Annotated in this window: 18 protein-coding genes and 1 pseudogene; 12 read left to right on the top strand and 7 right to left on the bottom strand. The window is 71.6% G+C overall.

The annotated features are described in order from the left end of the window. The first annotated feature begins 74 nt into the window (after nt 1–74). Complete coding sequence (locus tag LQ222_RS11025) at nt 75–1,052, top strand: tripartite tricarboxylate transporter substrate binding protein (RefSeq protein ID WP_230166423.1); 978 nt, start codon at nt 75–77, stop codon at nt 1,050–1,052. A gap of 6 nt (nt 1,053–1,058) precedes the next feature. On the opposite strand, the gene LQ222_RS11030 is transcribed toward LQ222_RS11025, so the two are convergent. Next, nucleotides 1,059–2,279, bottom strand: coding sequence for an ABC transporter substrate-binding protein (locus LQ222_RS11030; RefSeq protein ID WP_230166424.1), 1,221 nt, complete (start codon nt 2,277–2,279; stop codon nt 1,059–1,061). A 126-nt stretch (nt 2,280–2,405) separates the two neighbouring features. On the opposite strand from LQ222_RS11030, the gene LQ222_RS11035 reads away from it, so the two are divergent. The 9 genes from LQ222_RS11035 (at nt 2,406) to LQ222_RS11075 (ending at nt 12,693) form a co-directional block, all read left to right on the top strand. Then, nucleotides 2,406–3,413 carry an NAD(P)H-quinone oxidoreductase gene (locus LQ222_RS11035; RefSeq protein WP_230166425.1) on the top strand — a complete coding sequence of 336 codons (1,008 nt, stop codon included), beginning with the start codon at nt 2,406–2,408 and terminating at the stop codon, nt 3,411–3,413. After that, nucleotides 3,413–4,153 (top strand): SDR family NAD(P)-dependent oxidoreductase, encoded by a 741-nt coding sequence (locus tag LQ222_RS11040; protein WP_230166426.1) that lies wholly within the window; start codon nt 3,413–3,415, stop codon nt 4,151–4,153. Before LQ222_RS11035 ends, LQ222_RS11040 begins: the two co-directional genes overlap by 1 nt. Continuing rightward, nucleotides 4,153–4,335 carry a hypothetical protein gene (locus tag LQ222_RS11045; RefSeq protein ID WP_230166427.1) on the top strand — a complete coding sequence of 61 codons (183 nt, stop codon included), beginning with the start codon at nt 4,153–4,155 and terminating at the stop codon, nt 4,333–4,335. Before LQ222_RS11040 ends, LQ222_RS11045 begins: the two co-directional genes overlap by 1 nt. 10 nt (nt 4,336–4,345) lie before the next feature. Then, nucleotides 4,346–5,683, top strand: a complete 1,338-nt coding sequence (locus tag LQ222_RS11050; protein WP_230166428.1) for an NAD(P)H-dependent oxidoreductase — start codon at nt 4,346–4,348, stop codon at nt 5,681–5,683. A gap of 158 nt (nt 5,684–5,841) precedes the next feature. Beyond that, the gene (locus tag LQ222_RS11055) at nt 5,842–6,699 is read left to right on the top strand and encodes a DMT family transporter (RefSeq protein WP_230166429.1); all 858 of its coding nucleotides are present in this window, start codon (nt 5,842–5,844) and stop codon (nt 6,697–6,699) included. Next, on the top strand, nt 6,696–7,466 hold the full coding sequence (locus tag LQ222_RS11060; protein ID WP_230166430.1) for an alpha/beta fold hydrolase: 771 nt from the start codon (nt 6,696–6,698) through the stop codon (nt 7,464–7,466). Before LQ222_RS11055 ends, LQ222_RS11060 begins: the two co-directional genes overlap by 4 nt. A gap of 671 nt (nt 7,467–8,137) precedes the next feature. Then, entirely contained in the window at nt 8,138–9,472 is a 1,335-nt protein-coding gene (locus tag LQ222_RS11065) for a type III PLP-dependent enzyme (protein ID WP_230166431.1), read from the top strand. 26 nt (nt 9,473–9,498) lie between these two features. Beyond that, nucleotides 9,499–10,899, top strand: a complete 1,401-nt coding sequence (locus LQ222_RS11070) for a homospermidine synthase (RefSeq protein WP_230166477.1) — start codon at nt 9,499–9,501, stop codon at nt 10,897–10,899. Between the two features lie 102 nt (nt 10,900–11,001). Further along, complete coding sequence (locus tag LQ222_RS11075; RefSeq protein ID WP_230166432.1) at nt 11,002–12,693, top strand: acyl-CoA dehydrogenase family protein; 1,692 nt, start codon at nt 11,002–11,004, stop codon at nt 12,691–12,693. Here the strand turns inward: LQ222_RS11075 and LQ222_RS11080 are convergent. After that, entirely contained in the window at nt 12,683–13,555 is an 873-nt protein-coding gene (locus LQ222_RS11080) for a metallophosphoesterase (protein ID WP_230166433.1), read from the bottom strand. The two genes, LQ222_RS11075 and LQ222_RS11080, sit on opposite strands and share 11 nt — an antisense overlap. 78 nt (nt 13,556–13,633) lie before the next feature. On the opposite strand from LQ222_RS11080, the gene LQ222_RS11085 reads away from it, so the two are divergent. Continuing rightward, complete coding sequence (locus tag LQ222_RS11085; protein WP_230166434.1) at nt 13,634–14,821, top strand: FAD-binding domain-containing protein; 1,188 nt, start codon at nt 13,634–13,636, stop codon at nt 14,819–14,821. Here the strand turns inward: LQ222_RS11085 and LQ222_RS11090 are convergent. From LQ222_RS11090 to LQ222_RS11105, 4 genes are all read right to left on the bottom strand, one after another. Then, nucleotides 14,814–15,461 carry a DNA-3-methyladenine glycosylase gene (locus LQ222_RS11090; RefSeq protein ID WP_230166436.1) on the bottom strand — a complete coding sequence of 216 codons (648 nt, stop codon included), beginning with the start codon at nt 15,459–15,461 and terminating at the stop codon, nt 14,814–14,816. The genes LQ222_RS11085 and LQ222_RS11090 overlap by 8 nt on opposite strands. Continuing rightward, the gene (locus LQ222_RS11095) at nt 15,458–16,735 is read right to left on the bottom strand and encodes a TRAP transporter large permease (RefSeq protein ID WP_230166438.1); all 1,278 of its coding nucleotides are present in this window, start codon (nt 16,733–16,735) and stop codon (nt 15,458–15,460) included. The genes LQ222_RS11090 and LQ222_RS11095 overlap by 4 nt, the downstream gene beginning before the upstream one ends. A gap of 149 nt (nt 16,736–16,884) precedes the next feature. Beyond that, the gene (locus LQ222_RS11100) at nt 16,885–17,472 is read right to left on the bottom strand and encodes a TRAP transporter small permease (RefSeq protein ID WP_230166439.1); all 588 of its coding nucleotides are present in this window, start codon (nt 17,470–17,472) and stop codon (nt 16,885–16,887) included. A gap of 65 nt (nt 17,473–17,537) precedes the next feature. After that, nucleotides 17,538–18,512 carry a DctP family TRAP transporter solute-binding subunit gene (locus tag LQ222_RS11105; RefSeq protein ID WP_230166441.1) on the bottom strand — a complete coding sequence of 325 codons (975 nt, stop codon included), beginning with the start codon at nt 18,510–18,512 and terminating at the stop codon, nt 17,538–17,540. 478 nt (nt 18,513–18,990) lie between these two features. On the opposite strand from LQ222_RS11105, the pseudogene LQ222_RS11110 reads away from it, so the two are divergent. Beyond that, a pseudogene (locus LQ222_RS11110) lies at nt 18,991–19,617 on the top strand (TerC family protein); the annotation flags it as partial. A 201-nt stretch (nt 19,618–19,818) separates the two neighbouring features. Here LQ222_RS11110 and LQ222_RS11115 read toward each other — a convergent pair. Then, a complete protein-coding gene (locus LQ222_RS11115) occupies nt 19,819–20,796 on the bottom strand; it encodes a tripartite tricarboxylate transporter substrate binding protein (protein ID WP_230166442.1) in 978 nt (325 codons plus the stop codon). Between the last annotated feature and the right edge of the window lie 51 nt (nt 20,797–20,847).

Genomic DNA, 20,847 nt, shown 5'->3' on the forward strand with positions numbered 1-20,847 from the left:
GGCCCCCGCCCCGGCATTGACCCCACCCGGCGCCGTGGTCACATAGGCCGCAGAAACGCTCGGGAGATTGTCCAATGAACCGTCGCAGCATCCTCGGCCTCGGTGCCGCCGCCACGCTGTCGCCCTTCGCCGCGCGCGCCCAGGCGCCGGCCTGGCCGAACGGGCCGGGGCGCCTGGTGGTGCCCTTCGCCGCCGGTGGCCCGACCGACATTCCCGCCCGCCTGCTGGCCGAGGAGATGTCGAAGTTCCTGCCCGCCCGCATGGTGGTCGAGAACCGCACCGGGTCGGGCGTGGTGGTCGGCACCGACATGGTCGCCAAGGCGGCGAAGGATGGCCAGACGGTGCTCTACACCACCGTGGCGCATGCCTACCTGCCGGGCATGTTCGAACGCCTGCCCTTCGACCCGGTGGCGGATTTCATCCCGGCCGCCTTCGTCGGGCAGATCCCGATGATCCTGCTGGTCAACAAGGACTTCCCGGCGCGCACCCTGCCCGAGCTGCTGGCGCTGCTGCGCGCCAATCCCGGCAAGTACGACTACGCATCGTCGGGCAATGGCGGTGCGGTGCACCTGGGCACGGAATTGCTGCTGCACATGGCGGGGCGGCTCCAGGTCAACCACATCTCGTTCCGCGGGTCGTCGGCCGCGATGCCCGAGGTGCTGTCCGGCCGCATCCCGATGATCTTCGACGTCGCCGCCGGCGCGCTGCCCTATATCCAGCGCGGCGACCTGCGGCCGCTGGCGATCAGCACGCGCACCCGCATGCCCTATGCGCCCGACGTGCCCACCGTGATCGAGGGCGGCGTGCCGGATTTCGAATGCTACACCTGGCACATGGCGATGGCGCCGGCGGGCACGCCGATGCCGGTGGTGCAGCAGATCAACGCCGCCTTCAACCGCGCCCTGGCGGTGCCGGCCGTGCAGGAACGCCTGGGCCAGCTGACCATGAACGTGACCACCGACAGCACGCCCGAGAGCGCCGCGCGCTTCCTGGCCAGCGAGATGGCGAAGTGGACGCCGGTGATCCGCGCGGCGGGCATCCGCCCGTCCTGACCGCGGTCAGCCGACGCCCATCCTGCCGCGCGGGCCGGTGACCGCCGCGTCAGCGGGGAAGATCGTGACCTGCCGCCCGCCCTGCCACTGCATCAGCAGGACGCGCGCGCGGGTGTTCTGGCCGCGCTCGTCGAAGCGCAGGCCCCAGCCATTGGCGGTGCCGCCATCGGCCACGTCGGTCGCCAGCAGCGCCGAACGCACGCGGTCGCGCTCGGCGCCGCCGGCGCGGTGCAGCGCCTCCAGGCAGGCCTGCGCGCCGACGAAATTCGACAGCGAATGGCCCGACCGCGGATCGGCGCCGAAGCGCCGCTTGTAGAGGTCGGCGAAGGGCACGGCGCCGGGCGCGAATTGCTCGTTCACCGCGAATTGCGGCACGTCCACGTTCATCACGCCTTCGAAGGCGGGGCCGATGGCGCGCGCGGTGTCGGACAGCGAATACCCGCCGCCGGCGCCCACCACCATGCGCGGCCGCCAGCCGGCTTCCTCCAGCCCGCGGAAGAACAGCAGGATGTCGTTCTGCCGGGCGGCGTGCAGCACCACCTCGGCCTGGCCGCCGCGCAGGCGCTGGATCATCGGCGGGAATTCGGCGGCGCGCGCGGCATAGCCGATGCGCTCCACCTGCTGCAGGCCGCGGCGGCGCAGTTCGGCCTCCTGCGCGGCGGCGACACCCTGGCCGTCCAGCCCGTCCTCGTGCAGCAGGGCGATGCGCAGCGCGCGCGGATCGACACCCCAGGCCGGCGCCAGGACCAGTTCCAGCGCATCGACCGCGACGGCGCCGTAGTCGGCGGCGCGCGGGCAGGTGCGGAACACGCCGCGCAGCCCGCGCTCGGTGATGCTGTCCGACAGGGCGCCGAGTTCGAAATACGGGATGCCCTGCACCTCCGCGACCTGCGTCGCGGCAAAGGAGGGCGGAGAGGCATAGGTGCCGAAGATCGCCGCGACGCGCTCCGTGGTCATCAGCCGGCGCGATTCCGCGGCGGCCTGCGCCTGGTCGGCCGCATCGCCGCGCAGCAGCCGCGCCGGGCGCCCTGCCACGCCGCCGGCGGCATTGCGCTCCTCGACCGCGAGTTCGAGGCCGCGGAAGCTCTCGTCCCCCAGCAGCGCCAGCGTGCCGGAGAAGGGAAACAGCGCGCCGATCCGCAGCTCGTTCGCCTGCGCGAACGCCGCGCACGGCGCGGTGGCGGCAGCGACCGCCCCCAGCAGCCGGCGGCGACGAATGGCAGGCATGGCGTTTCCTCCGGCGGGCTGGCCGCGCGCGATGTTCTGCGGGCACGCGCAAGGTTGCAAGATGCCCCGCTTGACGCGTCGCTACCGCAAGGCGAATGGTCCGCCCGCAACGCAAGGGGACGTGCCATGGCGGAGCTGCCGCAGGAGATGAGCTTCATCGCGCATGGCGCGGGCGGCGGCCCGGAGGTGCTGGTGCCCGCGCGCGGCCCGCTGCCCGTGCCGCAGCCCGACGAGGTGCTGATCCGCGTGCTGGCCACCGGCGTGAACCGGCCTGATGTCGCGCAGCGCAGCGGGTCCTACCCGCCGCCGCCCGGCGCCAGCCCGGTGCTCGGGCTGGAATGCGCCGGCGAGGTGGTGGCGACCGGCGCCGCCGTCAGGCGCTACAAGGCCGGCGACCGGGTCTGCGCGCTGACCAATGGCGGGGCCTATGCCGACTACTGCACGGCCCCCGAGGCGCAGGCGCTGCCCTGGCCGGCTGGCTACGATGCGCTGCGGGCGGCGGCACTGCCCGAGACGTACTTCACCGTCTGGGCCAACCTGTTCGGGCATGGGCGGCTGGCGGCGGGCGAAACCGTGCTGGTGCATGGCGGCACCTCGGGCATCGGCGTCACCGCCATCCAGCTCGCCAAGGCCTTCGGCGCACGGGTCTTTGCGACCGCGGGCAGCGCCGCGAAGGTCGAGGCCTGCCTGCGGATCGGCGCCGATGCGGCGATCGACTACCGCACGCAGGACTTCGCCACCGAGGTGAAGCGCCTGACCGACGGGCGCGGCGTGGACGTGATCCTGGACATGGTCGGGGCGGCATATTTCGCGCGCAACCTGCGGTCCCTCACGCTCGATGGGCGGCTGGTGATCATCGCCTTCCTGGGCGGCCACGAAGCCGAGAAGGCCGACCTGCGCCCGATCATGGTGAAGCGCCTGACCGTCACCGGCAGCACCATGCGCCCGCGCAGCACGGCGCAGAAGGGCGCGATCGCCGCGGCGCTGGAGGCCAAGGTCTGGCCGCTGCTGGCGCAGGGGCGTTGCGGGCCGGAGATCTTCCGCAGCTTCCCGCTGGCGCAGGCGGCGGATGCACATGCGCTGATGGAAAGCAGCGCGCATATCGGCAAGATCATGCTGGAGGTGGCCGGCTGATGTTCGACCTCACTGGCAAGGTGGCGCTGATCACGGGGGCCAATGGCGGCATCCCGCGCGCCACCGCGGCGCTGTTGCGCAGCCTCGGCGCGCACCTGGTGCTGACGGACCTCGATCGCGGGGCGCTCGATGGCTTTGCCGCATCGCTGCCCGAGGCGCAGACGCGCATCGTCACCGCGCAGGTCGACGTGACGCAGCGCGACCAGGTGGACGAGGCGGTCGCGCTGGCGGGCCGCGAATTCGGCGGCATCGACATCCTGGTGACCGGCGCGGGGCTGTATGTCGAACAGGAGGTCGCCGCCATGTCCGATGACGACTGGCGGCGCACCATCGGCGTCAACCTCGATGGCGTGTTCTACACGACCCGCGCGGCGATGCCGCTGCTGCGGCGCGGCGGCAGCGTGGTGAACATCGCCTCGATGGCCGGGCATCGCGGATCGGTGCGGCACGCGCATTACGCCGCCTGCAAGGCCGCGGTGCTGGGCTTCACGCGCTCGCTGGTGCATGAACTCAGCCCGCGCGGGGTGCGGGCGAATTGCGTCTCGCCCGGCATCATCGCGACAGCGATGACCGAGGCGGTGATGCGCGACAATGGCGCGGCGCTGCTGGCCGCCACGCCGATGAAGCGCTTCGGCACGCCGGAGGAAGTGGCTTCCGTCATCGCCTTCCTGGCCTCGGATGCGGCGGGTTTCGTGAATGGCGAGACGATCCACATCAATGGCGGGATCTACATGGACTGATGTTCGTCGGGCTGCTGATCGTCGCCGTCGTCTTCGCCGTGCTGGTGGCGCGGCTGCCGCGCGGCGGCGGGCGGGCCTTCGCGGCCGGCGCGGCGGTGCTGGCGCTGACCGCGGCGGCCATGGTGAAGCTGCGCGCCGCCCACCTGCCCGGGCATCGGCCGCGGCCCTGGCGCAGCCCCTGAGGATGCCTCGATGAACCTGCACCGCCTGCTGCTGGCCCGCGCCGAGGCCGGCCGCCCCATCCGCGTCGCGCAGATCGGCGCGGGCAAGTTCGGGTCGATGTTCCTGCACCAGGCGAGGCGCACGGCCGGCATGCATGTGGCCGGCATCGCCGACCTGTCGGTCCCGCGCGCGCGCGCGGCGCTGGCGCGCGTCCACTGGCCGGACGGGTCGTATGACGCTGCGTCGCTGGACGACGCCATGGCCACCGGCGGCACGCAGCTGACCGAGGACGCGATGGCGCTGATCGCCGATCCGCGCATCGAGGTGGTGGTGGAATGCACTGGCCACCCCGAGGCCGGGCTGCGCCATGCCCGCGCCGCCATCGCCCATGGCAAGCACGTGGTGATGGTGAATGTGGAGGCCGATGTGCTCGCCGGCCCGCTGCTGGCGCGGGAAGCCGCGGCCGCCGGCGTGGTCTATTCCATGGCCTATGGCGACCAGCCCGCGCTGGTCTGCGAAATGGTCGACACGCTGCGCGCGGGTGGCTTCACCGTCATCGCCGCGGGCAAGGGCACCAAGTACCTGCCGGCATTCCACGCCAGCACGCCGCAGACCGTCTGGGGCCACTACGGCCTGACGGAACAACAGGCGCGCGAGGGCGGGATGAATCCGCAGATGTTCAACTCCTTCCTCGATGGCACCAAGTCCGGCATCGAGATGGCGGCGATCGCCAATGCGACCGGCTTGGCGCCGCCCGAGGACGGGCTCGCCTTCCCGCCCGCCGGCACCTCGGAACTGCCCGCCATCCTGCGCCCGCACAACGAGGGCGGGATCCTGCCGCGCAAGGGCATCGTGGAAGTGGTGTCGTCCGTCCGGCGCGACGGATCCGAGATCCCGGACAACCTGCGCTGGGGCGTGTTCGTGGTGTTCGAGGGCGAGACCGACTACGCGCGCCGCTGCTTCACCGAATATGGCGTCGCGACCGACCCGTCCGGGCGCTACGCGGCGCTGTGGCGGCCCTATCACTTCATCGGGCTGGAGCTGGGGGTCTCGGTCGCCTCGGCGGCGCTGCGGCGCGAACCCACAGGCTGCGGCGAAGCCTGGCGCGGCGACGTGGTGGCCGTGGCCAAGCGCGACCTGCGCGCGGGCGAAACCCTGGACGGCGAGGGCGGTGCCTGCGCCTGGGGCAAGTGCATCCCGGCGGCACGCTCGCGCGCGCTGGACGCGCTGCCGATCGGCCTGGCGCACGGCATCCGCCTGCGGCGCGACGTGGCGGCGGGCAGCATCATCACCGCGGCGGACGCCCCACCCGATGCCGGCCGCGACGCGGTGCGCATCCGTGCCGAGATGATCGCCGCCTGCGGCTGACGGGGCCGCGGCAACATCCTGGCCTGGCATGCGTTATGGGCCGGCCGGCGGTGGCGCCGGCTTTCCAGAATCGATCATTCGCGCTCATAAATGCTTCGCGGGCCGGGTGGTATGCACGGTTCAACACGAATTCGGCCCGGGAAACGCCCGTCATCGCCATGCGCTCGGCCTTTCACCTTCTCATCGTGGCGATCCTGCTGTTCGGCGGGGCCTGGCCCGTCACCAAGGCGGCGCTGGCGAATGCGACGCCGATGTGGTTCGCGATGGGGCGCGCGGGCCTGGCGGCGCTGGTCTCGGCGGTGCTGCTGGCCGCGCTGGGGCGGCTGCACCTGCCCGCGCGGCGCGACCTGCCCTCGGTGGTCGCGCTGGGGCTGCTGCAACTCGGCGCCTTCTTCATCCTGGCGCATGCGGCGCTGACCATGGTGCAGGCGGGGCGCACCGCCATCATCTCGGCGGTCGTGACCTATTGGCTGATCCCGCTCTCGGTGCTGGTGCTGGGGGAGAAGGTGCCGGCGCATCGCTGGGTCGCGGCGGGGCTGGGGCTGGCGGGGGTCGCGGCGCTGACCGGCCCCTGGGGGGTGGACTGGTCCAGCATGGACCAGGTGCTGGGCCACCTGATGCTGATGGCGGCCGCGCTGTTCTGGACGCTGGCCATCGTCACCACGCGGAAGTGGCCGCCGCCCACGCCGGTGTTTGAATTGCTGCCCTGGTGCTTCGGCCTGGCGACGCTGCTGATCCTGCCCTTCGCGCTGGTGCTGGAACCCTCGGGCGGGATCTTCGGCCCGGCCTGGCCCTACATGCTGTATATCGGGCTGATCGTGGCGCCGATCGGAACCTGGTGCGTGATCGAGGTGGGGCGGCGGCTGCCGGGCGCGGTGGCGTCGGTGGCGTTCCTGCTGGTGCCGGCCTTCGGCGTGCTGGTCAGCACGCTGTGGCTGAACGAGCCGATCGGCTGGGACATGGCGGTGGGCGGGGGGCTGATCGTGCTGTCCGTCATCCTGGCGTCGCGGCCGTGATCCTGGCCACGACCGAGGCCGGCGAGGGCCCGCCGCTGGTGCTGCTGCACGGGCTGTTCGGCGCGGGGCAGAATTGGGGCGGCATCCGGTCGGTGCTGGCGCGGCGGATGCGGGTGCTGACGCCCGACCTGCGCAACCACGGCGCATCGGGGCGCGATCCCGACATGTCCTATGCCGCCATGGCGGCGGATGTGGTGGCCACGATGGACGCGGCCGGCCTGCCGCGCGCCGCGGTGCTGGGCCATTCGATGGGCGGCAAGGTGGCGATGGCGCTGGCGCTGCTGCACCCCGAACGGGTCGAACGGCTGGTGGTCGCCGACATCGCGCCGGTGCGCTACCTGCCGGCGCTGCGCGGGTATGTCGCGGCGATGCAGGGGATCGCGCTGCACAGCGGCCTGGCGCGGCGCGAGGCCGATGCGGCGCTGGCCGCCGCCATCCCGGAGGGCGGCATCCGCGCCTTCCTGCTGCAGAACCTGCGCTTCGAGAGCAACCCGCCCACCTGGCGTCTGGGCCTGTCCGAGATCGCCGCCGCCATGCCGCAGATCGAGGATTTCACCGCGCCCCCCGGCGCGCGCTTCGACGGGCCGGTGCTGGTGATGGCGGGCGAACGCTCAGGCTATATCCGCCCGGAGCACCACGCCGGGTTTCGCGCGCTGTTCCCGGCAGCGCGCTTCGCCACCGTGCCGGCGGCGGGGCATTGGGTGCATGCGGAGAATCCGTCCGGCTTCCTCGCGCTGCTGCAACCCTTCGTGGACGAGGCAGCGTAGCGGCGCTGGCGTCCGGCGGGCACTGCGCCTGCACCTGCGCGGGCGACCCTGCGAGGGCAGGGTGCCACCCGTGCCGCGCCGACCAGGCGCCAGGCGACGATCCGGGGCACGCCCGCAAGCGGGAAACAACGCAACGCGGGGCAGCCGCTTCACTGCCCTGAAACTGCGGCCGGGCCACCCGCGGCATCTGCAAGATTACGTGCCAGGATGTTTTCCGGCTGAACCGGCGATATTCCCGGCCAATATGCGTGCCGCGCATGTGCGCTTCGCGCGATTTCTCTTGCAATCTCCAATGATGCTGCATATTTTCCGGACCGCACCCCAGAACGGGTGCTGACGCCATCGCACGTGCCGCAGGGCTTCGGCCCACACGCAACGACGGGACGCGTCCTTTGTTCGATCCGGCCACCCGTGTGGGCCGGAAGGTTCGAGGGAGCCGCCTGTGTCGCCTGTCCGCCGCCCTGCGATGAGACCTCATCGCACCAGCCGCAGCGCCTGATCCGCGCCGCTGCGCCGCCGTCCCGCCCCTAAGCGCTTCGCGCGCCGAGGGGATCGCGGGGCGTCGTGTGCCGCGGACGGCCGGCCGCTCCCTCCTGTCCCGCCGCCGCGCCCGGGCCTCGGCCCGTGGCGCGGCGGCGGGCGCGCCCACCCGCCTGGAAGGTTTCATTGCGATGACCCAGTTTCGTCCCCGCGGTGCCGTCGCGCCGCTCCGGCGCGCGGACTTCGACGCGCCGCTCCGGCGCGCGGACCTCGACGCGCCGCTCCGGCGCGCGGACCTCGACGCGCCGCTCCGGCGCGCCAACCAGGCCGCGCCGCTGCGCCGCCCCGCCGCCCAGCGCCGCACCACGGTCGATGGCGCGATCGCCTCCCTGCGCCCGCAGGACCCGCTGCACTGCCTGCGCCCGCAGGCGGTGACCGATGCCGCGCGCGCCTTCGTGGCCGCCTTCCCGGGCGACGTGCTCTATGCCGTGAAGTGCAATGCGGAACCGACCCTGCTGCGCGCGATCGCGGCCGGTGGCGTCGCGCATTTCGACTGCGCGTCGGAAGCCGAGGTGCGCCTGGTCCGCAGCATGTTTCCCGACGCCGCGATCCACTTCATGCATCCGGTGAAGTCGCGCGCGGCCATCCGCAGCGCCTGGGCGGAGCATGGCGTGCGCGACTTCGTGCTGGATACCGATGGGGAGCTGACCAAGATCCTGCAGGAGACCGGCGGCGGCGATGACCTCGGCCTGGTGGTGCGGCTTGCGCTGCCGAAGGGCACGGCTGCCTATGACCTGTCGGGCAAGTTCGGCGCGGCGCCCGAGGAAGCGGCTGCGCTGCTGCGCGCGGCGCGCCCGCATGCGGCGCGGCTGGGCCTGTCCTTCCATGTCGGGTCGCAGTGCATGGAGCCCGCGGCCTGGACGCGCGCGCTGGCGCTGGCCGCGCAGGTGATCGCGGCGGCTGGCGTGGCGGTCGAGATCGTCGATGTCGGCGGCGGCTTCCCGGTGGCCTATCCGGGCAGCGAGCCGCCGGCGCTGGCGCTGTTCATGGACGCCATCCGCGCGGGTGCGGCGCTGCTGCCTGAAGGCGTTCGCCTGTGGGCGGAACCCGGCCGTGCGCTGGTGGCCGGCGGGGCATCCGTGGTGGTGCAGGTGCTCGCACGGCGCGGCGAGGCGCTGTACGTGAATGACGGCGTCTATGGCGCGCTGTCGGATGCCGGCGCGCCGGGCTTCCGTTTCCCGCACCGCCTGGTGCGCGAGGGCGGCGACCCGGTCGCGGCGGTGACGCGCGACTTCACGCTGTTCGGCCCGACCTGCGACAGCGCCGACGTGATGCGCGGCCCCTGGAGCCTGCCGGCCGATGTGCGCGAGGGCGACTGGATCGAGATCGGCCAGCTCGGCGCCTATGGCACGGCGCTGCGCACGGCGTTCAACGGATTCGACCGCGCGCTTGTCACGGAAGTGACCGATTCACCCATGCTCGCCACGGCGGGCTATGAGGCGTCCGCGCCCGCGCGCGCCGCCTGACGACCTGCTGCAAAGGAACCACGATGATGAAGCACGCCGCCTTCGACGGCCGCCTGGTGATGCTCGGCTTCGGCTCGATCGGGCAGGGTGTCCTGCCGCTGATCCTGCGCCATATCGACATGCCGAAGGACCGCATCGAGATCGTGACGTCGGATGCGCGCGGCGAGGCCATCGCGGCCGAACACGGCATCAAGCACACCGTGCTGCCGCTCACGCGCGACAACTACGCGGCCGAGCTGCGCGCGCGCCTGACCAAGGGCGATTTCCTGTGCAACCTGTCGGTCGATGTCTCCTCGGTCGCGCTGATCACGCTGTGCCGGGAGATCGGCGCGCTGTACCTCGATACCTGCATCGAGCCCTGGGAGGGCGGCTACACCGATGCGTCGCTGACGCCCTCGCAGCGGTCCAACTACGCGTTGCGCGAGAGCGCGCTGGCGCTGAAGGATGGCGCCGGGCCGACCGCGGTGACGACGCATGGCGCGAATCCCGGCCTGGTCTCGCATTTCGTGAAGCAGGCGATGCTGAACATCGCCAGGGACACCGGGCATGACGTGGCGGTGCCGTCCTCGCGCGAGGGCTGGGCGAAGCTCGCGGCCGATCTCGGCATCAAGGTGATCCACATCGCCGAGCGCGACACCCAGGTGGCGAACCAACCCAAGCGGCGTGGTGAATTCGTCAATACCTGGTCGATCGACGGCTTCGTGGGCGAGGGCAACCAGCCCGCCGAACTCGGCTGGGGCAGCCACGAGAAGGGCCTGCCGCCGGATGGCAAGCGGCACGATTTCGGCTGCGATGCCGCGATCTACCTGATGCGGCCGGGCGCTTCCACGCGCGTGCGGTCCTGGACGCCGCTGGAAGGGCCGATGCACGGCTTCCTGATCACGCACAACGAGGCGATCTCGATCGCCGACTACTACACCGTGCGCGACGCCGCCGGCGCCGTGACGCATCGCCCGACCTGCCACTACGCCTATCATCCCTGCGACGACGCGGTGCTGTCGGTGCACGAACTGGCCGGCAAGAACTGGCAGATGCAGGACAGCAAGCGGCTGATGATGGACGAGGTGACGTCGGGCATGGACGAGCTCGGCGTGCTGCTCATGGGGCACGCCAAGGGTGCCTATTGGTACGGCTCGCGCCTGACCATCGAGGATGCGCGACGGCTCTGCCCGCACAACAACGCGACCTCGCTGCAGGTGACCGTCGCGGTGCTGGCGGGGCTGGTCTACGCCATCGAGAACCCGAACCAGGGCGTGCTCGAGGCCGATGAGCTGGACCACGCGCGCATGCTGGAAGTCTGCTTCCCGTATCTGGGCGAAATGGCGGGGGTGTATTCGGACTGGACGCCGCTGCAGGGGCGCGGGGCGCTGTTCCCCGAGGCCACCGATCCGGATCCGTGGCAGTTTTCGAACTTCCGCGTCGTCTGACCGATCCTGGAGAGGGGCGCTGCCCCTCTCCAGACCTCGCCCCGCAAAGGGCCGAAAGGCCCTTTGATCCCGTCACTTCAAGACCGCTATCCTGGGCGGGACATGAACATCCCGAACAGACCAGCCCCGACAGGGGCGGAGGCCGTACCCGACAGCCACGGCATCAACCTCTTTCGCGCCGATCCGACGCTGGCGGCGCTACTGCCGCTGTATCTGCCGCCAGACCTGCTGGCGCACCTCACGCCGCATCTGCACCGGCTCGGCGAATTGGCCGGCGGGAAGCTGGCCGAACTGGCCGCGACGGCCGACACCAACCCGCCGGAACTGCTGCACCGCACGCGCCGCGGCGAGGACGCGCAATCGATCGCCTACCACCCCGCCTATCGCGAGATGGAACGCCTGGCCTTCGGCGACTACGGCCTGGCGGCGCTGTCGCACCGCGCGGGCGTGCTGGACTGGCCGGCCCCCATGCCGGCGGCGGCGAAATACGCCATCACCTATTTGTTCGTGCAGGCGGAATTCGGCCTGATGTGCCCGGTCTCGATGACCGACAGCCTGACGCGCACGCTGCGGAAATTCGGCGACGCGGCGCTGGTCGACCGCTACCTCCCGGCGCTGACCTCGCAGGACATGGACGCGCTGTTCCAGGGTGCCATGTTCATGACCGAACAGGGCGCGGGATCGGACATCGCGAACACCGCCGTCACCGCATCGCCGAACGCCGACGGGTCCTGGGCGCTGAGCGGCGACAAGTGGTTCTGCTCGAATGCGGATGCGGAACTGGCGATGGTGCTGGCGCGGCCCGAGGGCGCGGCGCCGGGCATCAAGGGCGTCTCGCTGTTCCTGCTGCCGCGCGTGCTGCCGGATGGCACGCCCAACCGCTACCGCATCGTGCGGCTGAAGGAGAAGCTCGGCACGCGGTCGATGGCCTCCGGCGAGATCACGCTGCAGGGTGCCACCGCCTGGATGGTGGGCGAACCCGGCGCGGGCATGCGCCAGATGGCCGACATGGTGAACAATTCGCGCCTGTCGAACGCCGTGCGCGCGGCCGGCATGATGCGCCGCGCGGTGACCGAGGCGCTGTTCATCGCGCACCGCCGCATCGCCTTCGGCGCACCGATCGTGACGCTGCCGCTGATGCGCCGGCAATTGGCGAAGATGCTGGTGCGGGCCGAGCAGGCACGCGCCATGGTGTTCCAGACGGCCGAGGTCCTGCGCCGATCCGATGCCGGCGAACCCGGTGCCTACGCGCTGCTGCGAATCCTGACGCCACTGGCAAAGTTCCGCGCCTGCCGCGATGCGCGCGTGGTCACCGGCGATGCGATGGAGGTGCGCGGCGGCTGCGGCTACATCGAGGACTTCCCCGATGCGCGCCTGGTGCGCGACGCGCATCTGGGATCGATCTGGGAAGGCACGTCGAACATCGTGGCACTCGACGTGCTGCGCGCGGCGGCGCGGGAGGGATCGCTGGAGGCGCTGGAGGCACACCTCGCGACGCTGCGCGCCGATACGCCGGCGCCATTTCCGCCGTTGGACGCCGCAGCCGCGCGCGCCTTCGCGCTGGCGCGCCATGCCGGCGGGGATGGCGGGCCGGTGCTGGCGCGCCAGGCCGCCACAGGCCTCTACAACGTCGCCTCCGCCACGATGATGGCGTGGGAGGCGCGCGCCGTGCCCGAACGCGCGGCACTTGCGGCGATGGTACTGGCGCATCGGGTTCTGCCGCGCGACCCTCTGGCAGCCACCGACGACCCCATTCCGGATTCGCTGCTGCCCGACCCCGGCGCTATGCGCTGATCTCGACCAGCGTGATTTCCGGCGGCACGCCGAAGCGCACCGGCAGGGTGCTAATACCGAGGCCACCCGACACGACCAGGTCGCGCCCGCCCTCGCGGACATGGCCCCAGGCGTAGCGGTTGCGATACCGCGACGGCACGATCGGCGACCAGCCCGCAAGACGCACCTGGCCGCCATGCGTGTGCCCGCAGAAGGTCACCGCCGCGCGCGCCGGCAGGGTCGCGAAGATGTCGGGTTCGTGCACCATCAGCAGCAGCGGCGCGTCGCCGGTGACCCGCGACATCAGGCGAGGCACGTCGTGCGCGCCCAGGCTCGACCGGAAGGCCCAGGTGCTGTCAAGGCCACCGACCAGCACGGGGCCGGCGCGCGCAACGTCGTTGCGCAGCACCGGAATGCCGGCGGCATCGAGCGCTCGCGTCATGATCGGCGTGCCGGCCTGGCGGGCCAGTTGCGCCGCGCGGTCTTCCCACCAATCGTGATTGCCGTTCACGGCGAAGACGCCGAACGGCGCCCGCAGGCCAGCCAGGCGCCGCGCCACATCGGCCTGCGGCAGCACGCGCGTGACGAAGCGGCTTGTCGCCCCGTAATCCCCCAGCAGAAGGATGATGTCGGGCGCGAGCGCATTGGTCGCGGCGACGATCTGCTCGATCCGCGCCTCCGCCATGATCGGCGCGCCCGCGTGCAGATCGGCCAGCGCTGCCACGCGCAGCGTCAATCCCGGCGGCCAGCCGGGCGGGGCCACGCGATGGTGCTGCACCGCCAGCCGCAGGAAGGGCTCGACGCCGAAGCCGTAGCCCGCAAGCCCGAGCCCCAGGGCCGACATGCCACCAAGCCCCGCCAGCATTCCGCGTCGTCCGATCATGGCGCGGCATCCTGCACGCGATCATGGCGCCGCTGCGGCGAGGCTTGCGCGCGCGCCCGCACCGGCCACATGCGCCCCATGCCCGAGACCCCTGCCCCGACCCGGGCCGCCGCGCTGGAACGCCTGGCCGCCTTCGCCCCGCGCATGGGCCGAGCCTATGCCGCGGGGCGCAACCATGACCCGGGCCCTGCTGCGCGGCGCGATGTCTCGCTGCTGTCGCCGCATATCCGTCACCGGCTGCTGACCGAGCAGGAGGTGGTGGCCGCCGCGCTGTCGCATCACGCCCCACAGGCGGCTGAGAAATTCATCCAGGAAGTGTTCTGGCGGACCTACTGGAAGGGCTGGCTGGAACTGCGCCCCGCGGTCTGGGCGCGCTTCACAGCCGAGCGCGACCGCGCGCTGGCCGACCCGCCCCCCGGCTACGCGGCCGCGCTGCAGGGCCGGACCGGCATCGACTGCTTCGACGCCTGGACACGCGAACTGGTCGAGACAGGCTGGCTGCACAACCACACGCGCATGTGGTTCGCCAGCATCTGGATCTTCACGCTGCGCCTGCCCTGGGTGCTCGGCGCGGATCACTTCCTGCACCACCTGCTCGATGCCGATGCGGCGTCGAACACGCTGTCCTGGCGCTGGGTCGCGGGGATGCAGACGCGCGGCAAGCATTATGTCGCGCGCGCCGAAAACATCGCGCGCTACACCGATGGCCGCTTCGATCCGCGCGGGCAGCTCAACGAGGATCCCGCACCGCTCGATGACGGCCCGGCGCCGCCGCCCGGCGCGCTGCCGCCGGCCATGCCCGTACCCGACGGCCCTGCCCTGCTGCTGCTGCACGAGGACGACCTGCATCCCGAGAGCCTTGATCTTGGCCGGGCACGCATCGTCGCGGTTGCCGGGGTGGCGGCGCCCGCAGCGCGCTCGCCGTTCGGCTGCGCCGCCGGCGCAGCGGGCTTCGTGGGTGCGGCGATGGACGACGCGCTGTCGCGCGCCGCGGCGCATTTCGGCGTGGCCGCGCGGCGCTTGGACAGCGCGGATATCGCAGCCGTCGCCGCGGCGTGCGGCGCGCGCGTCGTCGTCACGCCCCATGCGCCTGTCGGCTGGACGGCCGAGGCGCTGGCGCCCCTGCGTGCCGCCCTCGCGACACAGGGATGTGCACTGCATGGCCTGCGCCGCGACTGGGACAGCCTGTGCTGGCCGCACGCGACCAAAGGCTTCTTCGCATTCCGCGAGAATATCCCGCGGCTCTGCGCCGCACTGGTCAGATAGCGGCGGGCGCCTTGAAGCTGCCGTCCTTCGCGAGGTCGGCGGCGCGCCAAAGGTACCACGCGGCGGTCGTGCGGTGCGGCGCCCAGGCGTCGCCGACCACGCCCAAGGCACGCGGCTTCAGCTGTTCATCGTGCCCGGCGGCGACGCGGTAGCCCTCGCGCACGCCGAAATCATCCACCGGCAGGATGTCGGGGCGGCCGAGCGTGAAGATCAGCAGCATCTCGACCGTCCAGCGCCCGACGCCGCGCAACGGCAACAGGCGTTCAATGAGCGCATCGTCGGACAGGCGGCGCGCCTGCGCGCGGGTTGGCACGATGCCGGCCGCCGCCTTCTCGGCGATGTCGCGGATCGCCAGCACCTTGTTGGCGGACAGGCCGCAGGCGCGCATCGCCTCGGGCGTGGTCGCCAGCACGGCCTCGGGCGCGGGGAAGCCGTCCGGGCAGCAGCAGGCGATGAATCGGCCGAGGATGGCTTCGGCCGCGCGCCCGTGCACCTGCTGGTGGGCGATCGCGCGCACCAGCGCCTCATACGGCTGGCGTTTCGCGGCCACCAGCGTGCAGGGGCCGACCTGGCGGATGACGCGCTTGAGCACCGGGTCGCGACGAAGGTGCCGCAGCGCCTCCGGCGACCCGATGGTCATCGGAACACCAGGTTGGGCAGCGCCATCGTGATCCATGGCACGTAGGTGATGACCATGAGGCAGGCGAAGATCACGCCGATGAACACGCCCAGGTAGCGCATCATCTGGTCCACGCCGCAGCGCGCCACCTGCGCGGCGGCGAACAGGTTCACGCCGAAGGGCGGCGTGATCATGCCCAGCGCCAGGTTCACCACCATGATCGTGCCGAAATGCACGCCGTCGATGCCAAGGCGCTCGGCCGCTTCCTGCAGGATGGGCGCCAGCACGATGATGGATGCGGATGTCTCGACGAACATGCCCACCACGAACAGGAACAGGTTCACCACCAGCAGATACAGCGCCGAACTGTCGAAGGATGTCGACAGCCAGGCCGCAGCCGCATCCGGCACGCCCTGGCGGTTCAACAGCCAGGAGAACACCGCCGCGCAGGCGATGATGAACAGGATCACCGCGCTGCTGATGACCGACTTGCGGAAGATCGGGAACAGGTCGCGCAGCCCGATCTCGCGGTGCAGGAACATGCCCACCAGCAGCGCATAGACCACGGCCAGCACCGATGCCTCGGTCGGCGTGGTGATGCCGCCATAGATTCCGCCCAGCACCACGATCGGCATGAACAGCGCGAATCCGGCCTGCTTCGTGGCGGTCAGGAAGGACAACCGTCCCTCGCCATCCTGCTTGCCCCAGCCCTTGATGCGGCACCAGACCAGCACGGTCGCGATCAGCGCCGCGCCGATCAGCAGGCCCGGCCCGAAGCCCGCGATGAACAGTTCCGGGATCGAGGTCTGGGTGGTCACGCCGTACAGGATCATCGGGATGGAGGGCGGGATGACCACGCCGAGTTCCGCCGCCGTCGCCTGCAGCGCCGCCGCGAAAGCGACCGGATAACCCGCGCGCACCAGTGCGGGGATCATGATGCTGCCGATGGCGAAGGTGGTCGCGACCGAGGACCCGCTGATCGCCGCAAAGATCATGCAGGTGACCACGCAGGTCGCCGGCAGCCCGCCCTGGATGCCGCCCACGATCGAGCGCGCGAATTCCACCAGGCGGCGCGAGATGCCGCCCACCTCCATCAGGTTGCCCGCCAGGATGAAGAAGGGAATGGCGGCGAGCGGAAAGCGGTCGAGCGCCACGAACAGCTGCTGCGCGGCGACGATCAGCGGGAAGGAGGTGAAGCCCGCGATGCCGACCACCGCGGCAATGCCGATGGCGATGGCGACCGGGATGCTGGCGGCGAACAGCACCAGCATGACCGTGAGCATGATGGGAGACATTTACTTGGCCCTCAGACGCCGGGCGCCGGCATCCGCCGGCTTGGCTTGCGCGCCGTGGACTGGTGCGCCGGCGGCAGCGTGCGGGATGGGCGCGGTCGCGCCCTGCGCTCCCGGATCGCCGGCGGCGATCCGCCTGGGTGCGGTGCTGGTCATACGGCCAGGTCCAGTTCTTCCGAGCGCCGGTCCAGGAAATGCGCGACCGCGCCCACCATCGCGAAGGCGGCGCCGAGCGGGATCGCCGCGTAGCCCCAGGACATCGAGACCTCGAGCCCCGCCATCTCCTGGAACTGCACGCGCTGCGCCATGATCCAGCCGAACCAGAACATCACGCCCAGCATCGACAGGCAGGCCGCCAGCGCCGCCGCCTCCAGCCCGCGCCGCAGCGTACCGCCCGAATAGCGGTGCGCCACGTCGATCGACACCAGCGCGCCGGCGCGCAGCGCCACCGCCACGCCCAGGAAGGCCATCCAGATCAGGGCGGTGCGGACCAATGCCTCCGACCAGACCGAGGGTGTCTCAGTCGCGAAGCGCGCCACCACCTGCCACAGGCCGGCCGCCACCGCGACGGTCATCGCCAGGCTCGCGAGGATGGCGGCGGCGCCGGTGGTGATCCGGTCCGCCGCCAGGATCGCGCGGCGCAGCGTGGCGCGCAGCCCATCGCCCGAGCCAACCCACAGCGCGAAGGCCACGGTCAGCGCCGTGGCCGCCGCCGTCACCTGCAAGGGCAGCAGGTTCATCGCATTCATCGACATGCCCCCCGGGCCGGATGGGGCGCGGCGTCTGGCCGCGCCCCGGCGTCAGCTCAGTTCGCGCGCCAGTCGCGGATGCGGCGCAGCGTCGCGGCATCCAGCGTGCGTTCCCACTCGGCGAAGGCAGGCGCCAAGGCGGCCTGGAAGGCGGCGGTATCGACCTCGGTGACCACCGTCATGCCGCGGCGGCGCAGTTCGGCCACACCGGCATCGTCATCGGCGGACACGCGCGCGCGGTTGGCGGTCTGGGCAGCGACCGCCGCCTGCTGGAACAGCGCGCGGTCGGCGGCGTTCAGCCGGCCCACCGTGGCCGGGTTGCAGATCATGACCTGCGGCGAATAGACATGCCGCGTCAGCGTCATGAAGCGCTGCACCTGGTTCAGGTTGTTCGCCACGATCACCGAGATCGGGTTCTCCTGCCCATCCACCGTGCCCTGCTGCAGCGCCGGCACCAGTTCGCTGAACGCCATCGGCGTGGGCAGCGCGCCCAGCTGCGTGAAGGCGCGCATGTGCACCTGGTTCTCCATGGTGCGGATCTTGAGGCCGCGCACATCCGCCGGCGTGTTCACCTCGCGCCGCGAATTGGTCAGGTTGCGGAAGCCGTTCTCGATCCAGATCACCCCGACCAGGCCGCGCGCGGGGAAGCGCGCGAGCACCTGCTGGCCGATCTCGCCATCCAGCACGCCGCGCGCATGGGCAGCGTCGCGGAACAGGAAGGGCACGTCGAAGATGCGGACTTCCGGCACGAAATTGCCGACCGGGCCGGTCGAGGTGAAGGTGCAGTCGATCGTGCCGATCTGCACGCTCTCGATCATCTCGCGCTCGTTGTCGTTGCGCTGGGCGACGACGCGGTAGCGGTTGTTGGTCAGGCGCTGGAACGTCTCGGCGAAGGTGGAGGCGCCGACGCCGGTGTGGCTGTTGGCGGGCAGTGCGTGCTGCACCGTGATCTGGGTCTGGGCCAGCGCGGGCCCGGCAGCGAGCGGCACGGCAAGGGCGGCCGCGAAGGCCAGCCGGCGAGGCAACGTCATCCGTGGATTCTCCCCATGTTTGGTCGTTCAGGCACGTACAATCCGGCTCGAAAGCCACATTGCGGCGGCTGGCGAGGTCCGGCGCCGATGCGCGCCCCGGGTGGGGCAGCCGCGCGGCGCCAGAAGTTCACGGCAGGCACTTAGCCGGGCGCCGCGGCCACTGGCAATCCGCCTGCAGGCGCCCGCGCCCGATCCGTTCGGCCGCCGGTCCCGCGCGCGACGCTCGCCTTCGGGGCCGCCATGCGTGCCAGCCGGCGCGCGATGGGCGGCCCGCGGTGCCGCGACGCAGGACAGGCCGCCCCGCCGGGAGGCGGAGGCGACGGATCAGGCAGCACGTTTCGACGTCGCGTTCGCGCATCCACCCGCCATCGCGGTTCGGCCGGCCTTGCTGCCGCCGGCGTATGAACACTTCGCAATGCAACGGTGCCGACAATCTGGAACAGTGCGTCGGACTCCGGCCCGCAGGGATCACCGCGCCATGCTCGAAATGCTGCCCGAATGGCTCCAGCCACTCGCACTGGTGTTGTTCATCGACGTCGTGCTGGCCGGCGACAACGCCATCGTGGTCGGCATGGCGGCGGCGGGCCTGCCGGCGGACCAGCGCCGCAAGGCGATCTTCTGGGGCATCGCGGCGGCCACGATCCTGCGCATCACCTTCGCCTCGGTGACGGTGCAGTTGCTGCAGGTCGTCGGCATCGTGCTGGCCGGCGGCGTGCTGCTGCTCTGGGTCTGTTGGAAGATGTACCGCGAGCTGCGCGATGGCGGCGGCCACAGCCACGACGCCACGGAGCAGGCCGAGGGCGTCGAGGCCCTGGAAGGCGAGGCGACGCCCGGTGCCCCGCGCAAGTCGCTGCGCCAGGCGATCACGCAGATTCTCGTCGCCGACGTGTCCATGAGCCTCGACAACGTGCTCGCCGTCGCCGGTGCGGCGAAGGAGCACCCCTATGTGCTCGTTCTCGGCCTGGCGGTCTCGGTCGTGCTGATGGGCGTCGCGGCGACGCTGATCGCGCGGCTGCTCGACCGGCACCGCTGGATCGCGTGGGTCGGGCTGCTGATCATCCTGTACGTCGCGGGCTCGATGATCGTCGAAGGCACGCACGAGGTCACCCGGGCGGTGCCGGAGGCCTATGCCTACCTGTTCCTGCCGCTGGGCTTCCTGGTGCCGGCCATGGCCGGGATCTTCCCGGTCTGGCTCTGGGTCCTCGCGACGGCACTCCAGGTCGCGTTCTACACCGCCCTGGCCGTCGCGGTGGGCGGGCCGGTGCGCGACCTCACGCGGCTGCGCCGGACGGGCTGAGGGGCGGCGTCAGTCCGGCCGGATGCCGCTCTCGCGCGCCACGCGCACCCAGCGCTCGGCATCGGCGTTCAGCCAGGGCTGCAGCCGGGCGGCCGGGATCACCAGCGGCTCGGTGAAATTCGCCCGCAGCCGCGCGAGCATGGCGGCGTCCATCGCCTTGTCGAAGGCATCCTGCAGCCGAGCGAGGATCGCCGGCGGTACGCGAGCCGGCGCCAGCACGCCGTTCCAGACACTGAGGTGATAGCCGGCCACCCCGGCTTCCTCGAGCGTCGGCACCTCGGACAGCGATTCGATCCGCCGGTTCATGGTGATGGCGAGCGCCTTCACCGTGCCCTGCCTGATATGCGCCCCCGAGGTCGCCGAGGCATCGAAGAGCAGGTCGAGATCCCCCGCGATCATCGCCGCGACGGCCGGCGAGGAGCCGCGATAGGGCACATGCGTCACATCCAGCCCCGCCATGCGGCACAGCATCACCTGCGACATGTGGGAGGACGAGCCATTGCCCACCGACCCGAACAGGATGCGGCCCGGTTCCGCCTTCATGCGCGCCATCGCTTCCTGCGCATTCGCGGGGTTCCAGCGGCGCGGGTTGCAGATCAGCACGTTGGGCATGTCGGCCATCATGCCGACGCCGACCAGGTCGCGCCGCGGGTCGAAGGCCGCATCGGGGTACAGCACCGGATTGACGCCCTGCGTCGCCATGGTGCCGAGCAGCATGGTGTAGCCATCGGGCTCGGACTGCGCGACGGCCTTGGCGCCGATGTTGCCGCCGGCGCCGGGCCGGTTCTCGACCACCACGGGCTGGCCAAGGTGGCGGCCCATCGCCTCCGCGGCGAAGCGCCCCATGAGATCCGTCACCCCGCCCGGCGGATAAGGCACCACGATGCGCAGCGGCTTGTTCGGAAAGGCGGGCTGCGCGCGCAGCGCGGGCGCGGCCAGCAGGCCGGCGGTCGCGGCCAGCGCCGTGCGGCGGGTGATGCGGGTCATGGCGGTTCTCTCCCCGGAGCCTTCGTTCCGGCAAGCCTCTCGCGCCCGGCG

Origin of the sequence: Roseomonas sp. CECT 9278, assembly GCF_918698155.1 — a bacterium.
Lineage (GTDB): Bacteria > Pseudomonadota > Alphaproteobacteria > Acetobacterales > Acetobacteraceae > Neoroseomonas.

Bases quoted from the DNA above. Each gene is read 5' to 3' on its own strand.
- LQ222_RS11045 (WP_230166427.1), top strand. From the start codon at position 4,153: ATGTTCGTCGGGCTGCTGATCGTCGCCGTCGTCTTCGCCGTGCTGGTG.
- LQ222_RS11065 (WP_230166431.1), top strand. From the start codon at position 8,138: ATGACCCAGTTTCGTCCCCGCGGTGCCGTCGCGCCGCTCCGGCGCGCG.
- LQ222_RS11055 (WP_230166429.1), top strand. From the start codon at position 5,842: ATGCGCTCGGCCTTTCACCTTCTCATCGTGGCGATCCTGCTGTTCGGC.
- LQ222_RS11080 (WP_230166433.1), bottom strand. From the start codon at position 13,555: ATGATCGGACGACGCGGAATGCTGGCGGGGCTTGGTGGCATGTCGGCC.
- LQ222_RS11040 (WP_230166426.1), top strand. From the start codon at position 3,413: ATGTTCGACCTCACTGGCAAGGTGGCGCTGATCACGGGGGCCAATGGC.
- LQ222_RS11035 (WP_230166425.1), top strand. From the start codon at position 2,406: ATGGCGGAGCTGCCGCAGGAGATGAGCTTCATCGCGCATGGCGCGGGC.
- LQ222_RS11030 (WP_230166424.1), bottom strand. From the start codon at position 2,279: ATGCCTGCCATTCGTCGCCGCCGGCTGCTGGGGGCGGTCGCTGCCGCC.
- LQ222_RS11115 (WP_230166442.1), bottom strand. From the start codon at position 20,796: ATGACCCGCATCACCCGCCGCACGGCGCTGGCCGCGACCGCCGGCCTG.
- LQ222_RS11095 (WP_230166438.1), bottom strand. From the start codon at position 16,735: ATGTCTCCCATCATGCTCACGGTCATGCTGGTGCTGTTCGCCGCCAGC.
- LQ222_RS11090 (WP_230166436.1), bottom strand. From the start codon at position 15,461: ATGACCATCGGGTCGCCGGAGGCGCTGCGGCACCTTCGTCGCGACCCG.
- LQ222_RS11025 (WP_230166423.1), top strand. From the start codon at position 75: ATGAACCGTCGCAGCATCCTCGGCCTCGGTGCCGCCGCCACGCTGTCG.
- LQ222_RS11100 (WP_230166439.1), bottom strand. From the start codon at position 17,472: ATGAACCTGCTGCCCTTGCAGGTGACGGCGGCGGCCACGGCGCTGACC.
- LQ222_RS11085 (WP_230166434.1), top strand. From the start codon at position 13,634: ATGCCCGAGACCCCTGCCCCGACCCGGGCCGCCGCGCTGGAACGCCTG.
- LQ222_RS11050 (WP_230166428.1), top strand. From the start codon at position 4,346: ATGAACCTGCACCGCCTGCTGCTGGCCCGCGCCGAGGCCGGCCGCCCC.
- LQ222_RS11075 (WP_230166432.1), top strand. From the start codon at position 11,002: ATGAACATCCCGAACAGACCAGCCCCGACAGGGGCGGAGGCCGTACCC.
- LQ222_RS11105 (WP_230166441.1), bottom strand. From the start codon at position 18,512: ATGACGTTGCCTCGCCGGCTGGCCTTCGCGGCCGCCCTTGCCGTGCCG.
- LQ222_RS11070 (WP_230166477.1), top strand. From the start codon at position 9,499: ATGAAGCACGCCGCCTTCGACGGCCGCCTGGTGATGCTCGGCTTCGGC.